The 14,524-nt window shown below is 71.6% G+C and carries 14 protein-coding genes; 2 read left to right on the plus strand and 12 right to left on the minus strand.

Features of this window, described 5'->3' with window-relative positions; genetic code table 11:
- Positions 1–122: 122 nt before the first annotated feature.
- Entirely contained in the window at positions 123–890 is a 768-nt protein-coding gene (locus KBX26_RS01055; RefSeq protein WP_210858460.1) for a FadR/GntR family transcriptional regulator, read from the plus strand.
- 15 nt (positions 891–905) lie between these two features.
- Here the strand turns inward: KBX26_RS01055 and KBX26_RS32045 are convergent, their stop codons facing one another.
- From KBX26_RS32045 to KBX26_RS01115, 12 genes are all read right to left on the minus strand, one after another.
- On the minus strand, positions 906–1,643 hold the full coding sequence (locus KBX26_RS32045) for a DUF6069 family protein (protein WP_030330506.1): 738 nt from the start codon (positions 1,641–1,643) through the stop codon (positions 906–908).
- A gap of 5 nt (positions 1,644–1,648) precedes the next feature.
- A complete protein-coding gene (locus KBX26_RS01065; RefSeq protein WP_210864453.1) occupies positions 1,649–2,647 on the minus strand; it encodes an RNA polymerase subunit sigma-70 in 999 nt (332 codons plus the stop codon).
- A 389-nt stretch (positions 2,648–3,036) separates the two neighbouring features.
- Positions 3,037–3,819: a hypothetical protein gene (locus KBX26_RS01070; RefSeq protein WP_210864454.1), complete on the minus strand. Its 783-nt coding sequence runs from the start codon at positions 3,817–3,819 to the stop codon at positions 3,037–3,039.
- Between the two features lie 138 nt (positions 3,820–3,957).
- Positions 3,958–4,746 carry an SDR family NAD(P)-dependent oxidoreductase gene (locus KBX26_RS01075; RefSeq protein WP_210860582.1) on the minus strand — a complete coding sequence of 263 codons (789 nt, stop codon included), beginning with the start codon at positions 4,744–4,746 and terminating at the stop codon, positions 3,958–3,960.
- A 69-nt stretch (positions 4,747–4,815) separates the two neighbouring features.
- On the minus strand, positions 4,816–6,120 hold the full coding sequence (locus tag KBX26_RS01080) for an enolase C-terminal domain-like protein (protein WP_210864455.1): 1,305 nt from the start codon (positions 6,118–6,120) through the stop codon (positions 4,816–4,818).
- Positions 6,120–6,959 carry a fumarylacetoacetate hydrolase family protein gene (locus KBX26_RS01085; protein WP_030330514.1) on the minus strand — a complete coding sequence of 280 codons (840 nt, stop codon included), beginning with the start codon at positions 6,957–6,959 and terminating at the stop codon, positions 6,120–6,122. The genes KBX26_RS01080 and KBX26_RS01085 overlap by 1 nt, the downstream gene beginning before the upstream one ends.
- A 64-nt stretch (positions 6,960–7,023) precedes the next feature.
- A complete protein-coding gene (locus KBX26_RS01090) occupies positions 7,024–8,001 on the minus strand; it encodes an aldo/keto reductase (RefSeq protein WP_210864456.1) in 978 nt (325 codons plus the stop codon).
- Complete coding sequence (locus tag KBX26_RS01095) at positions 7,998–9,530, minus strand: sugar ABC transporter ATP-binding protein (protein WP_210864457.1); 1,533 nt, start codon at positions 9,528–9,530, stop codon at positions 7,998–8,000. Before KBX26_RS01095 ends, KBX26_RS01090 begins: the two co-directional genes overlap by 4 nt.
- A complete protein-coding gene (locus KBX26_RS01100) occupies positions 9,527–10,477 on the minus strand; it encodes an ABC transporter permease (RefSeq protein ID WP_036411135.1) in 951 nt (316 codons plus the stop codon). Before KBX26_RS01100 ends, KBX26_RS01095 begins: the two co-directional genes overlap by 4 nt.
- On the minus strand, positions 10,474–11,547 hold the full coding sequence (locus KBX26_RS01105; RefSeq protein ID WP_030330521.1) for an ABC transporter permease: 1,074 nt from the start codon (positions 11,545–11,547) through the stop codon (positions 10,474–10,476). Before KBX26_RS01105 ends, KBX26_RS01100 begins: the two co-directional genes overlap by 4 nt.
- Complete coding sequence (locus KBX26_RS01110; protein WP_210860466.1) at positions 11,544–12,632, minus strand: mandelate racemase/muconate lactonizing enzyme family protein; 1,089 nt, start codon at positions 12,630–12,632, stop codon at positions 11,544–11,546. The genes KBX26_RS01105 and KBX26_RS01110 overlap by 4 nt, the downstream gene beginning before the upstream one ends.
- Positions 12,632–13,678 (minus strand): sugar ABC transporter substrate-binding protein, encoded by a 1,047-nt coding sequence (locus KBX26_RS01115; RefSeq protein ID WP_210864458.1) that lies wholly within the window; start codon positions 13,676–13,678, stop codon positions 12,632–12,634. Before KBX26_RS01115 ends, KBX26_RS01110 begins: the two co-directional genes overlap by 1 nt.
- 123 nt (positions 13,679–13,801) lie before the next feature.
- Here KBX26_RS01115 and KBX26_RS01120 point away from each other — a divergent pair, with 123 nt between their 5' ends.
- Complete coding sequence (locus KBX26_RS01120) at positions 13,802–14,521, plus strand: GntR family transcriptional regulator (RefSeq protein ID WP_210864459.1); 720 nt, start codon at positions 13,802–13,804, stop codon at positions 14,519–14,521.
- The last annotated feature ends 3 nt before the right edge of the window (positions 14,522–14,524 follow it).

The raw sequence follows: 14,524 nt of genomic DNA on the forward strand, positions 1-14,524 counted from the left end.
CTTTCTGTCGTGGCCGCCCCCGAGAGAGCCGCTACCTCGGCGTTACATCCGCTTAACATCGGGATGCTAGGCCGAAAAAGCTGATTACCTCAAGAGGTAGATGCAAATGATATGATCTTTGAGTGGAACCGTCCTCACCAGAGGTTGCAGCCGCTTCGCCCCTCCCCGCCGAGTCCGGGCTGCACGCGCGCGTCCTCGACCACCTCGGCACCGCCATCTGCGGCGGTGAACTGCCCCCCGGGTCGGTCCTCAACATCGACGAGCTGGTCGAGCGGTACGCCGTGTCCCGCTCGGTCGTCCGCGAGGTGCTGCGGGTGCTGGCCTCGATCGGCTTCATCGAGGCGCGTCGGCGGGTGGGCGTGCTGATCCGGCCGGCGAGCGCGTGGAACGTCTTCGACCCGCAGGTGATCCGCTGGCGTCTCGCCTCGGCGGGTCGGATGGCCCAGCTCCGGTCGATCACCGAACTGCGCACCGCGGTCGAGCCGCACGCGGCCTTCCTGGCCGCCAGCCGGATCGGCCGTGACGAGGCCAGCGACCTGGTCGGGTTGGCGGCGAAGATGTGGGCGGCCGGCGAGGCCGGCGACGAGGAACGCTTCCTGCACCTCGACATCGAGTTTCACCGGCGGGTCCTGCTCGCCTCCGGCAACGAGATGTTCGTCCGGCTCCAGGAGCTGGTCGCGGAGGTGCTCACCGGCCGGCACAAGCACCACCTCATGCCGCACCACCCGCACGAGCAGGCCCTCCAGATGCACGCCGATGTCGCCCAGGCGATCCAGCGTCGCGACGGTGAGCGCGCCCGGCAGGCGATGGTGCAGCTGATGGAGCAGGCCTTCGACGAGATGAAGTCGCTGTGGGAGCAGACCGGCAGGCCCGAGCACGGCACCGGGTAGCGACCAGCGCGTGCGTCAGTCGGTACGGAGGCTGCGCGTCAGGACCGGGATCATCACCGTCGCGGCGACGAGGTGCAGCCCCAGCAGCGCGGCGATGGTGGCCGCGTTCGCCCCCGAGACGAACGGTGGGATCAGCGAGAGCGCGGTCAGCGCCACCGCCGTCCACACGAACCGGTGGGCGGGGCGCGCACTCCACCACAGGAGAGCGCCGGCGATGACGACGCCCACCACCGAGAAGAAGCCCGTCACCACGGCGAACCCGGACAACGGGATCGTCTCGCCGCCGCCGTCGGGGATCGCGAAATCGACGCCGACGGCCCGGGCCAGCGCGGCGGCGAGGGTGGTGGCCACCATCGCCGCGAGCGTGGCGACCAGGCCGGTGCCGGCGAGCCTCCGCAGCCGGTGACCCCGGCGGGGCTGGCCCGGTGTCGGGCCGGCGGCGATCTGGGTGTCCTCAGTGCTGGTCATGGCGTCTCCATCGACGGTGAGCTGGCGTACCGGACTGGTTGACTGGCGTGGGACGTCCCGTGGCGTACAGACGCGCACCGTCGCCGTGCGGCGGCCGGGGTTGCGCAGAGCGCGGACGCCGGTGCCGCGCAGCCAGAACCCGGCGTCGCGTCCGAGGACCGGCCCTGGTTCGCCGTCGCGCAGCTCCAGCTGGATCCGTCCGCTGGTGACGACGGCGAACGCGTCGGACCACTGCGCCCCGACCACCGCCGCGCGGGCGCCCCCGGGCAGGGTCAGCGTCCGCATCGGGACTACTCCCTGCCGTCGGCCGGCAGTCGCGGCGGCAGACCGAGCCGCGGGAACTGGTCGGCGTGGAAGATGAAGACCTCGGTGATCGCGCCGCCGGTGACGCGCAGGACGTCGATCGTCAGCGGCAGGTACGCGCCCTCCTGCTCGCGCCAGTGGTAGAAGGCGACAGCGGGTTGCCGGTTCACCGAGGTGGGCACCGCGCGCAGGCCCGACATGGCGTCGAAGCCGTCCTCGACCCAGTTGCCCAGCACCGCGTCGCGGCCGACGGACAGGCCCGGCGTGGGCGGCATCGAGGAGCGGACGTCGTCGCGCAGCATGGTGGCGAGCGCGTCGACGTCGGTGGCCACGCTGGCGTCGGTGAAGCGGCGCACCAGCTCGCGCGTCCCGGCGTCCTCGTCGCCGCCGACCCAGTCCTGCCGCTCGGCGGGCAGGTGCTCCCGCATGCCGGCTCGGGCCCGCTGCAGTGCGCTGTTCACCGAGTTGACCGAATCCCCGAGCAGCTCCGCGACGTCCTTCGCCGGCCAGCCGAGCACGTCGCGCAGGATCAGCACGGCCCGTGGACGCGGCGCCAGGTGCTGGACCGCGACCAGGTACGCCAGCTCGATCGTCTCCCGCGCGACGGCGACGCTCTCCGGCTCGTCCCCGTCGCCCGCGGGCAGCTCGTCGAGCAACCGGTCCGGGTAGGGCTGCAACCACAGCACCTCACCGCCGGTCGCCGGCTCCGGGCGGCGCTTGGCGAGCAGGTCCAGGCAGGCGTTGGTGGCGATCCGGTACAGCCATGCCCGGAACGTCGACCGCCCCTCGAACGTCTCCCGCCGCCGCCAGGCCCGCAGGAACGTCTCCTGCACCGTGTCCTCGGCGTCCTCGAACGAGCCGAGCATCCGGTAGCAGTGCACGTGCAGCTCCCGCCGGTGCCGCTGTGCCAGCCCCGAGAACGCCGGCTCGTCGACCTCGCCGAGACCGCTCACAACCATCTCCTGCAGCCGTGTGTCCGCACTCATCACGTCATCCTTCCGCCTCGTCATGTCCTGTCGGAGGTATGACGGGCGCGGACGCGACAACTCATCACTCGGGATGGGCGCTCGTCGGCGGCGGGCGATGGCGGGGTGGTGCTGGGATCATGTCCAGATGAGCGAGGAGCAGGCGCGGGTGCTGTCGCATCGAGGTATCCGGCGGCCGTACTGATCCGACAGCGACCGACGGCAGCTGGTCGCACCAACCCGCACGGTCGTCGTGGGGCAGACGTCCCGACCAGCCTGATGACTCACAGGCATCATGATGCCTGTGAGTCATCACGCTCGCGGGCGCATCCGCCGCTCGGCGGAGCACCCGGGTCCCCGATGGCTCCGATCAGCACCCGCCCGCACGGCCTGGGGGACGCGGCGCGGTGCTACCGGGCGGTGCCGCCGCCCGATCGGCCCGCACCGGCGGAGGGCCGGTGCGCGATGCGGGGTGCCCGCACGGCGGAGGCGTTGCCGGCTCCGGGGCGGTGGTCGCGCGCCGCGCTGGCCACCATCTCGTCGGCGTCGCGAGTGAGCGCCTGCCGGATGTGCGGCGGGACGACGTCGGACGTGGCCATCGCCAGTCGGACCTGCACCGCGCGGTCGTCGACCAGCCGCGCCAGATCCGCCTCGCTCAGCTCGGCGGCCCGCACCAGCGCGGCACGGACGTCGGCCACCGGGTCCGCGGCGAGCGCGCTGCGCTGCTCGGCGGTGGTCCGTGGATTGCGGGCGACCCCCTTGCGTACGCGTGCGGTGCGGTCGGCCAACAGGGCGGTGATCACGTCGGGGTCGTGGGTGTGCGTGGCGAGTCGCTCCCGTACCTCGGGTGACACGTCGTCGATCAGCTTGGCGGCCAGCTCCGGCTCCAGCTCCCGACTCTCCGCGAGCAGGCCGCGAAGCTCCTTGTCCGAGGTCTGCGCCATGACCTGGCGGATCGACTCGTCGCACGCCGGGTTGCCGGCGACCGCCCAGCGGACCCACCGGTCGGCGTCCTTGACCAGGCGCATGAGGTTGGCGATCGAGGTGGAGGGGTTCCTCGCCACCGCCTCCCGGACCTGACGATCATGGTCGCGGGTGAGCGGTCGCAGGGCTTGCGCGGGTGCGTCGGCCCGAGCGGCGACCGCCTTGCGGACCAGTACCGACGGGTCGGACGCCAGGTCGATAAGGGTCATTTGTGGCGTTGTGGGGTCCTGGGCGAGCGCGAGTCGAGCGTCAGCGCTCCCGCCGATCGGACGGTGGGCGGTGGTGCCGGACCCGCTGTGACGGTCGGGCTCGCCGACGTCCTGCTGTTTCCCCATCGCGCAATCATGTCACGCGCCCGATTCGGCAGGATCGGCTGCGGGCCGCGCCGGGGCAGGTAGGCGCAGGCCGGACATGCCTCCGTCGACAGGCAGCGACGAACCGGTCACCGACCCGGTCGCGGGCGACGCGAGGTAGACGACGGCGGCGGCCACCTCGTCGGCGGTCACCAGGCGGCCGGTCGGCTGCCGCGAGGCCAGGTGCCGCTTCTCCGCCGTCGGGTCGGCGGCGCCGGCGAGCAGGCGGGCCACCCAGGGCGTGTCGACGGTGCCGGGGGCGACGCAGTTGACCCGGACGCCATCCGTCACCAGGTCGGCGGCCATGGCGAGGGTGAGGGCGTGCACGGCACCCTTCGACGCCGAGTACAGGGCGCGTTTGGGCAGACCCGTGGTCGCCGCGATCGAGGAGATGTTGACGATCGCCGCGGACGACGACCGGCGCAGGTACGGCAGGGCGACGGCGCTGGTGCGGGCCACACCGGAGACATTGACGTCGAGTACCCGGCTCCACTGCTCGTCGTCGTTCTCCTCCACCGTGCCCACGGCCGAGATCCCGGCGTTGTTGACCAGGATGTCGATGCCGCCGAACGCCTCGGCGACCGCTGCGACGGCCGTGCTCAGCGAGGCGCGGTCGGACACGTCCGCCCGGACGCCGAGGACGCCGGGATCCTCCGGCAGACCCGACAGCTCCAGGTCCAGGACACCCACCCGGGCGCCGGCGGCGGCGAACGCCCGCACACACGCGAGCCCGATCCCCGATCCGCCTCCGGTCACCACTGCCACCAGACCGTCACACCGCATGCTGCTCTCTCCTTCCGAGTAGTTGACGCACCGCCGTCAGGTCGGCCGCGCGGTGAAGCGCGTCCCGAGTCAGACCCAGGCCGGCCCGTCGGGGTACGCGTACGTGGCGAGGCTCTCCGGACGCATCGCGGCGGAGAACCCCGGCGCGCTGGGCGCCACGTAGTGCCCGTCCTTGATCACCACCGGGTCGAGGAAGTGCTCGTGCAGGTGGTCGACGTACTCGACGACCCGGTCACGCATCTCGCCGGACACCGCCACGAAGTCGAACATCGACAGGTGCTGCACCAGCTCGCACAGGCCCACTCCCCCGGCGTGCGGGCAGACCGGCACCCCGTACTTCATGGCGAGCAGCAGGATGGCGACGTTCTCGTTCACGCCGCCCACCCGGCAGGCGTCGATCTGGACGACGTCGACGGCACCGGCCTGGAGCAGCTGTTTGAACACCACCCGGTTCGCCACGTGCTCGCCGGTGGCGACCCGGATCGGCCCGCCGTCGGGTGCGCTGGTGGCGAGGGCGGACCGGATCGCCGCGTGGGCGAGCACATCGTCGGGGCTGGTCGGTTCCTCGATCCACCACGGGTCGTACGGCGCCAACTCGCGCATCCGGTCGACCGCCTCGGCGACGTCCCAGCGCTGGTTGGCGTCGAGCGCGATCCGGATCCGCGGGCCGACCGCCTCGCGGGCGATCTTCAGGCGGCGTACGTCGTCGGCGGCGTCCGCGCCCACCTTCAGCTTGATCTGGGTGAACCCGTCGGCCACGGCCTGCCTGGCCAGCCCGACCACCTTGTCGTCGGAGTAGCCGAGCCAGCCGGGCGACGTGGTGTACGCGGGGTAGCCCCGCTCGGTCAGCCGGGCGATCCGGTCGGCCCGACCCGGCTCGGCGGCGCGCAGGATCTCCAGTGCCTCGTCGGGGGTGAGGGCGTCGGTGAGGTAACGCCAGTCGACCAGGTCGACGATCTGCTCGGGGCTGAGGTCGGCCAGGTAGCGCCAGACCGGCTTGCCCGCCCGCTTGGCGACCAGGTCCCACATCGCGTTGATCACCGCTGCGGCGGCGAGGTGCATCACGCCCTTCTCCGGGCCGAGCCAGCGCAGCTGCGAGTCCTGGGTGAGCGAGCGGGCGAACGCACCGAGGTCCACGGTGTCCGGGTCCAGGCCGACCACGTACGGCACCAGCGCGTCGATCGCCGCCCGGCAGACGTCGTTGCCCCGCCCGATGGTGAAGGTGAAGCCGTGCCCGTCCGGGCCGTCGTCGGTGCTCAGCACCAGGTACGCGGCCGAGTAGTCGGGGTCGGGGTTCATCGCGTCGGATCCGTCGAGGTCCCGCGAGGTGGGGAACCGGACGTCGTACGTGTCGACGGAGGTGATCACCGCCATCAGGCGTCCCGGAGCGTGTTGCGCTGCCGACCGAGGCCGTCGATCTCGACCTCCATCACGTCGCCGGCGGTCAGGTACGGGAAGCGGCCGGAGAGCGCCACTCCCTGCGGGGTGCCGGTGTTGATGACGTCGCCCGGCTCCAGCACTGTGTACTGGGACAGGTGCCAGACCAGGTACGCCACGTCGAAGATCATGTCTTTGGTGCTGGAGTCCTGTCGGGGCTCGCCGTTGACCCAGGAGCGCAGCCGCAGCGCCTGCGGGTCGCCGACCTCGTCGGCGGTGACCAGCCACGGGCCGAGCGGTTGGAACGTCTCGCAGGACTTGCCCTTCGACCACTGACCACCGGAGACGGCGAGTTGGAAGTCCCGCTCGGAGACGTCGTTGGAGAGGACGTACCCGGCGATGTGCCCGAGGGCGTCGGCGGGCGAGGCGAGGTAGCGGGCCGGTCGGCCGATCACCACCGCCAACTCCACCTCCCAGTCCGTCTTCGTCGAGCCACGCGGGATCAGGACCTCGTCGTGCGGGCCGACGACGGTGTTGGGCGCCTTGTAGAAGATGATCGGGTCGGTCGGTGGCGCGGCGCCCGATTCGGCGGCGTGCGCGGCGTAGTTCTGCCCCACGCAGAGCACCACCCCGGGCCGGGCGACCGGTGCGCCGACCCGCTGACCGGTGACGTCGATCTCGGGCAGGTCGGTGGCCTCGCGGACCCTCCGCACGCCGTCGCCGGCGAGGAACTCGCCGTCGATGTCGGCGGTGAGCGACGAGAGGTCGAAGTGCCTTCCGTCGGCGAACAGCACGGGGCGTTCCCGCCCCACGGGCCCGACGCGCATGAACTTCACGAACCAACCTCCAGTGCATAGGTACGAGTCGCGACACAAGCCGGACGGCTGCTCGCGTCGATGATCACGGCGTCGGCACCTGGCTCGGCAGCAGACCCTCGGCCTTGAGATCGGCCCACAGCGCATCGGGCACGTCCCACTCGAACATCGCCACGTTGTCGGCGATCTGCTCCGGGTCCCGGGCGCCGACCACCACGCTGGTGACCGCCGGGTGCCCGAGCGGAAACTGGATCGCCGCGGCCCGCAGCGGTACGCCGTGCCGCTCGCACACCGACCGGATCGCGGTGGCCCGGTCGAGCAGCCTGCGGCTGGCCGGGGCGTAGTCGTAGGGGGCGCCCGGGCTCGGGTCGGCCAGCAGGCCCGAGTTGTAGACCCCGGCGGCGATGATCGCGATCCCCTTCGCCTGGCACAGCGGCAGCAGCTCGTCGAGGCCGGACTGGTCGAGCAGCGTGTACCGGCCAGCGAGCATGAAGCAGTCGAAGTCGCCGGCGTGGGCCAGCTCGACCAGCGCCGGGGCCTGGTTCATGCCGGCGCTGACCGCGCCGATCTCGCCGGCCGCCCGCAGCTGCGCCAACGCCGGGTACGCCCCGGCGACCGCCTCGGCGAGGTGGTCGTCCGGGTCGTGGATGTGCGCGATGTCGATCCGGTCCAGCCCCATTCGGGCCAGGCTCTCCGCGTGGGAGCGGCGTACTCCGGCGGCGGAGAAGTCGAACCGGGGCACGAGGTCGGTCGGCTCGGCCCAGAACTCTTGCCGGTCACCACCGTCGGGGACGAGCAGCCGGCCCACCTTGGTGGAGACGGTGAACGTGTCGCGCGGCTTGCCGGCGAGGACCGCCCCGGCGCGTCGCTCGGAGAGGCCGCAACCGTAGAGCGGGGCGGTGTCGAAGTAGCGCAGCCCGAGATCCCAGGCCGCCGCGACGGTGGCGTGCGCGACCTCGTCACCGACGGCGTCGAACATCCCGCCGATCGGGGCGAGCCCGAGCCCGAGCCGGGTCACCACCACGTCGGTACGCCCCACTGTCACTCGTTCGGCGGCCTTCACGCGACAACCCCCTGCCCGTCGTGGATGAACCGGATCACCGACTGACTCATCCGCTCGTAGTCGTGGTCGTTGTCCAGTTCACCAACGATGGCGAACTCGCGCATCACCGCGATCCGGTCGGCGAGGGTGACCATCTCCGGCAGGTCCGACGAGATCAGCAGGATGGCCATTCCGCGCGCGGCCAGGCCGGCGATCAATTCGTGGAAGGCCGCCTTGGTGCGCACGTCGATGCCGACGGTGGGCTCGTCGATGATGAGCACGTCGCAGTCGGCCGCCAGCCACTTGGCCAGGCTGACCTTCTGCTGGTTGCCGCCGGAGAGCTGACCGGCGTGCTGGTCGGGCGAGGCGAGTCGGATGCCCAGCCGGTCGGCGTACTCGTCGACGAGCGTCCGCTCGGAGCGGTCGCGGACGAGTCCCAGCCGGGCCAGCCGGCGCCACACGGTCACCGCTGTGTTGCGGGCCACGGTCTGGTCGAGGAAGAGGCCCTCCTCCTTGCGGTTCTCGGTGACGTAGCCGATCCGGTACCGGTGCAGGGCGTCACCCACGTCCCGGATCCGGGCCGGCCGCCCGTGCACCCGCACCTCACCGGCCGTGATCCGGTCGAGGCCCAGCAACGCCTTGGCCAGTTCGCTGCGGCCCGCACCGACGAGCCCGTACAGGCCGACGATCTCGCCGGGGCGGACGGTGAGGCTGACGTCGTGGTGGCCGGCGGCGGTGGCGACGTGGTCGAGCGCCAGCGCCGGTTCGACGTCCGCCGCGACGGTCCGGGCGGCGAGGTGCACCTGCTGGTACGCCCGGCCGACCATCAGGTCGACGATCTCCTCGCGGCTGTGCTCGGCGAGGGGTTCCGCCTCGGCGACGCTGCGCCCGTCGCGCAGCACCGTCACCGTGTCGGCGATCGCGAAGACCTCCTCCAGTTTGTGGCTGACCAGCACCGTGGCGTGACCCCGCTCGGACAGTCGACGCACGATGCCGTAGAGCCGGTCGGCCTCGTCGTTGGTCAGTGACGCGGTCGGTTCGTCGAGCAGCAGCACTGTCGAGTCGGCCGACAACGCCTTGGCGATCTCCACCAGCTGGAGTTGGGCCACCGACAGCCGCGACACCGGCAGGTCGGGGTCCAGGTCCAGGTCGAGCAGTTCGAGGCAACGGCGAGCCTCGGTCCGTAACGCCGCCCGGTCGACCAGGCCGGCGCGGCGGGGCAGATGTTGCAGGCAGATGTTCTCGGCGACGCTGAATGCCGGGATCAGGTTCCGCTCCTGGTGCACCACGCCGATGCCGGCCCGCTGGGCGTCCTGCGGGTTGCCGAGCTGCACCGTACGCGGCTGCCCGTCCGGTCCGGGCAGCCGCAGCTGCCCACCGTCCGGCCGGTACACCCCGGTCAGGATCTTGATCAGGGTGCTCTTGCCGGCGCCGTTCTCGCCGAGCAGCGCGTGCACGCTGCCGGCGGTCACTGTCAGCGTCGCCTCGTCCAGGGCGCGCACCCCGGGGAACGTCTTGACCAGTTTCTCCGCGGCCAGCACGACGCTCATCGGGTACCTCCGGAGAGCTTGTCGCGGAACTGCCCGAGCAGCACCGCGCCGAGGACCACCGCGCCGATGATGAGGTCCACCCACCGCCGGTTGATGTCGAACTGCGACTGGCTCACGTCGACGAGCCGTACCAGGAAGGCCGCGAGCACCGTGCCGGTCACGCTGATCATGCCGCCGGCCAGGGCCACACCGCCGATGATCGGTGCGGCGAAGCTGGGCAGCAGCAGGTCGTCGCCGATCGAGGCGTTCACCGAGCCGAAGGCGGCCACCACGATCACCGCGGCGAAGCCGGCCAGCAGCCCCGACAGGGTGTGGGCCAGCACCAGCGCCCGGTCGTTCGAGATGCCCGACAGTCGGGCGGCGAATGGGTTGCCGCCGGAGGCGAGCAGGTGCCGGCCGGGCACCGTACGCCGGAAGAAGAGGGCGACAGCGACGGCGCTCGCCACCGCCAGCAGGAAGACCACTGGCACGCCGGCCAGCGACGCCTGCCCGAACTCCCGCAGGCCGGGCGAGTAGCCCTGGTAGGTGCCGGTGCCGTTCACCCCGTACCGCAGTCCTTCGAGGATCGTCATGGTGGCCAGGGTGACGATGAACCCGTTGATCCGGGTGAAGATCACCAGCAGGCCGTTGACCAGTCCGACGACGGCGCCGAGGGCCAGCGCGGCGAGCACCGCGACCGGGGCGGGCAGCCCGGCGTCGATCATGAGCCAACCCGAGGCCATCGCGCAGAACCCGGTGAGCACGCCCACCGAGAGGTTCATCTGACCGACGGCGAGCACCACCATCTGGGCCAGGCCGATGACGATCGGCAGGGCGAGGAAACGCAGGAAGGCGTCCAGGGTGCCGGCGGTGAGCAGGTTGAAGTCGGTGGCGACCGCGAGCGCCGCGAACCCGAGCGCCGCGATCACCGCGAGGGTGAACTCGTTGGTCCGGATCAGGCTCCTCATGACGGTGACACCGCCCTTCGCTCGGCGAGCACGGCCCGCAGCCGGTCCAGCGACAGCGCCGCGAGCAGCACCAGTCCGATGTAGAGCTTCAGTTCCTCCAGGGAGAACTGGAGCAGGTTGAGTCCCTTGTAGATGACCTGGGTGAGGGTCGCCCCGAGCGCGGTGCCGAGGACGCTGACCGCACCACCGGCGAGCAGCGTCCCACCGAGCACCGGGGCCAGGAACGACGGCAGCAGGAACGACTCCCCGATGGTGGCGGAGAAGGCACCGTTGTTGGCGGCGAGCAGGAACCCGGCCAGCGCGGCGAGCAGCCCGCTCAGCGCGTGCGCGGCGACCACCCGCCGGTGCGTGGGAATACCGGACAGCTCGGCGGCGACCGGGTTGGAGCCGGTCATCAGGATCTCCCGGCCCAGCCGGGCACGCCGGAACAGCAGCCCGACACCGAGCGCCGCGGCCACCGCGATCGGCACGACCAGCGGGATCCGGGGCCCGCAGACCTCGCCCATGCAGTAGTCGGCGAAGGTGTCGAAGCGCAGCGCGGAGAGCCCACTCGGCTGCACCGCGAACGACACCCCGCCGGTCGCCCAGGTGTAGAGGATGGTGACCAGGCCGAGCAGCCCGAAGTCGAGCGCGAGGGTCACCACGAACGAGTTCACTCCGGTCTTGGCGATGAGCAGGCCGGCGAGCGCGCCGATGCCCGCCCCGACGGCGAGTCCCACGAGCAGCCCGACCAGCAGCGGTACGCCGAGCCGGTCGTAGGCCAGGCCCATCGCGAAGGTGGAGAGCGCGGCCATCCGGCCCACGGCCATGTTCATGTGCCCGAGCGACAGCACGGCGAGTTGGGCGAGACCGACCACGGCGTACACGCTGATGTCGGCCTGCAGCGGTGCCAGGGTGAGGCGGGGGTCGAGGAACGCGGGGGTGAGCGACGAGAAGAGCGCGACCAGCACGGCGATGACGATGAGCAGGCCGAGCCGGGGGTTCGCCCAGACCGGCAGGGCCCTGGTCGGCGGCCGGGGCTCCGCGGCCGGGGGTGCCGCCGACGCCTCCGGCGCTGTTTCCGTCTTCACGCCACCCTCCTGTCCTCGATCGCGTCGCGGTCCCAGTCGATGCCGAGGCCCGGCTCGTCGGGGGCGAGCGCGTGGCCGTCGACGATCGCGATCTCGGTCCGGGTGATCGCGCGCAGTTGTGGGATGTGCTCGACGTAGCGGCTGTTCGGCACGGCCGCGCAGAGGCTCACGTGCAGTTCCATCAGGAAGTGCGGGCAGACCACCACGTTGCAGGCCTCGGCCAGGTGCGCCACCTTGAGCCACGGGGTGATGCCGCCGATGCGCGCCACGTCGACCTGGACGACGCCGGCGGCCTGCCGACGCAGGTACTCGGCGAACTGGCCGATCGAGTACATCGACTCCCCCACCGCGACCGGGATGCTGGTCGCGCGGGCCAGCAGTTCGTGTCCCGCGATGTCGTCGGCCGGCAGCGGCTCCTCGAACCAGGCGAGCTGGTGCGGTTCGAGCAGCCGGGCCCGGCGGATCGCCTCGGCGGCGGTCAGCGACTGGTTGGCGTCGACCATCACGTCGACGTGGTCGCCGAGGGCAGCCCGGACCGCGCCGATCCGGGCGGCGTCCTCGGCCGGGTTCGGCTTGCCGACCTTCAGCTTGACGCCGGGCCAGCCGGCCGCCTGGGACGCCTTCGCGCCGGCGACCAGCTCGTCCTCGGTGAGGTGCAGCCAGCCGCCCTCCGTGTCGTACAGCGGGACGCGGTCCTTGGCGCCACCGGCGAGCACCCACAGCGGCAGACCGGCGGCGCGGGCGCGCAGATCCCACAGCGCGGTGTCGATCGCGGCGAGCGCCAGCGAGGTGATGGCCCCGACGGCTGTGGCGCGGGTGGCGGCGTGCAGGTCACGCCAGATCGCCTCGACCCGCGCGGCGTCGCGGCCGACCAGGTGCGGCAGCAGGTAGTCGCGCAGCAGCGCGAGCACCGCGGTGCCGCCGGTCCCGATCGTGTACGCGTACCCCGTGCCGTGCCCGTCGTCGGCCGTGCGCACCTCGACGAAGATCGTCTCCTGCTTGAGGAACGCCTGTACCGCGTCGGTGCGGACGGTCTCCACGGGAATGTCGACGAGGTACGCCTCGGCCGTGGTGATGGTCGACATCAGCTGCACTTGAGCAGGTCGCCGTCGAACTTCTTCCGCAGTGCCTCGGTGGTGGCGGTGCGGTCGGCCTCGTAGCCGTCCAGGTTGTCCTTCGTTACCACGAACGAGCCCGAGTCGATGGTCACCCCGGGTTCGGCCATGGTGCAGCCGCCGCTGAGCTTCATCAGGGCGTACGAGCCGACCTGGGCCTGACCGACGGGGTTCTGCAGGACGGTGGCGGCCACCGAGCCGCCGCGCAGCCCGTCGAGGACCGTCGGGTCGTCGTCGATGGCGATGACCTTGATGGGCAGCTTCGACTGGCGGACACCCTCGGCCGAGGCAACCGCCGGGTTGTAGGCGGTGTTCACGATCCCCTGGATCTGCCGGCCCTTCGCGGCGAGGAGGTCGGCCACGGCCTTCTGCGCGCTCTGCAGGTCCTTGTCGATGTCGGTGACGCTCTGGATCAGGGTCACCTTGCCGCCGGTCTCGGCGACCGCCTTCTCCACGCCCGCGATCCGGCGTTGGGTGTTGGAGTCGACCTTGTTTCCGGTCAGGTGGACCAGGTTGCCCTGACCGCCCATCGCGTCGATGGCGGCCTTGGCGCCCTTGTACGCGGCGACCTCCACGTCGGTGGAGAGGCAGAAGTCGGCCTTGTTGGCGCCGGCTGGGCAGGAGGCCAGCGAGCCGACGGGGAAGCCCTGCCGCTTGAGGTCCTCGAAGGTGGAGTTGATGTTGTCGGGTGAGACGCCGAAGACCCCGAAGGCGTTGTAGCCCTGCGCGGCGAGGGACTTGAGCACGTCGTTCTGCTTGGTCTGGTCCCAACCCGCGGTCTCGTTGAAGGTGACGTCGCCGAGCGCCAGCTCGGTCTTGGCCTTGGCCCCGGCGTCCTTCCACGGCTGGAAGTACGGGTGTGAGCCGCCGGGCACGAGCGCGACCTTGACCTGCGCCGGTTCCCGACCACCGGCCTCGGCGGTGGTGTCGCTCTTCTTCGTGCAGGCCACAGTGGTCGTGGCGAGGGCCACGACGGTGAGGCCCGAGCCGATTCGGGACAGCATTCTGCGCGACATGTTCGTCTCCTCGGGGGTGGTGGTGCGAGACGGTGGCAGGGAAACCTATTTCCTATAGGATGTTGCTTTGCTAGTGTGTACTCGCTCACACCGGAACAGTCAAGGGGTTGTTGAGGAGACGAGATGGCCCAGCAGGAACCTCGCGAGGGTCGACTCCGTCCCGCCCGTCGACTCACCCTCGCCGAAGACGTCTACGAGTCGATCAAGACGCTGGTCATGGACCACATCCTGCCCCCCGGTGAGCGGGTCAACATCGACGCGCTGGCCCGGGAGCTGGACGTCTCCCCCACCCCGGTGCGGGAGGCACTCGCCCGGTTGGAGGCCGACGGCCTGGTCCGGAAACGCCCCCTCTCCGGCTACACGACCACCCCGCTGCTGAGCCGCGCCGAGTTCGACGACCTGTTCGACGTCCGCCAACTGCTGGAGGGCGCCACCGCCGGGCGGGCCGCCACGCACGCCTCCGCCGAAGCCCGCGAACGGATCAGCGTCGAGGCGGCCGCGAGCATCGACGTGGAGGCCGGCGACGGCTATCGCCGGCACGCCGCCTTCACCGCGCTGGACGCGAAGTTCCACGACCTGATCGCCGAGGTCTCCGGCAGCCCACTGCTGCGCGACACCATCACCCGGCTGCACTCACACCTGCACCTGCACCGGCTCTACTTTCCGGTCACCGGCGCGCCGGACACCAACACCGAGCACCAGCGCATCGCCGCCGCCATCGTCGCCGGCGACGCGGCGGCCGCCACCGAGGCGATGCGCGCCCACCTCAGCGCCGCCCGGGAACGCCACCTGCCCGCCTTCGACCGGCTTCCCGCCCCCGGGTCACCGCGCGACCCGGCGTGACCC

The sequence above is a fragment of the Micromonospora sp. C97 genome (assembly GCF_018070385.1).
GTDB lineage: Bacteria > Actinomycetota > Actinomycetes > Mycobacteriales > Micromonosporaceae > Micromonospora > Micromonospora parva.

Bases quoted from the DNA above. Each gene is read 5' to 3' on its own strand.
- KBX26_RS01075 (WP_210860582.1), bottom strand. From the start codon at position 4,746: ATGCGGTGTGACGGTCTGGTGGCAGTGGTGACCGGAGGCGGATCGGGG.
- KBX26_RS01070 (WP_210864454.1), bottom strand. From the start codon at position 3,819: ATGACCCTTATCGACCTGGCGTCCGACCCGTCGGTACTGGTCCGCAAG.
- KBX26_RS01110 (WP_210860466.1), bottom strand. From the start codon at position 12,632: ATGTCGACCATCACCACGGCCGAGGCGTACCTCGTCGACATTCCCGTG.
- KBX26_RS32045 (WP_030330506.1), bottom strand. From the start codon at position 1,643: ATGCGGACGCTGACCCTGCCCGGGGGCGCCCGCGCGGCGGTGGTCGGG.
- KBX26_RS01065 (WP_210864453.1), bottom strand. From the start codon at position 2,647: ATGAGTGCGGACACACGGCTGCAGGAGATGGTTGTGAGCGGTCTCGGC.
- KBX26_RS01080 (WP_210864455.1), bottom strand. From the start codon at position 6,120: ATGGCGGTGATCACCTCCGTCGACACGTACGACGTCCGGTTCCCCACC.
- KBX26_RS01120 (WP_210864459.1), top strand. From the start codon at position 13,802: ATGGCCCAGCAGGAACCTCGCGAGGGTCGACTCCGTCCCGCCCGTCGA.
- KBX26_RS01115 (WP_210864458.1), bottom strand. From the start codon at position 13,678: ATGTCGCGCAGAATGCTGTCCCGAATCGGCTCGGGCCTCACCGTCGTG.
- KBX26_RS01100 (WP_036411135.1), bottom strand. From the start codon at position 10,477: ATGAGGAGCCTGATCCGGACCAACGAGTTCACCCTCGCGGTGATCGCG.
- KBX26_RS01095 (WP_210864457.1), bottom strand. From the start codon at position 9,530: ATGAGCGTCGTGCTGGCCGCGGAGAAACTGGTCAAGACGTTCCCCGGG.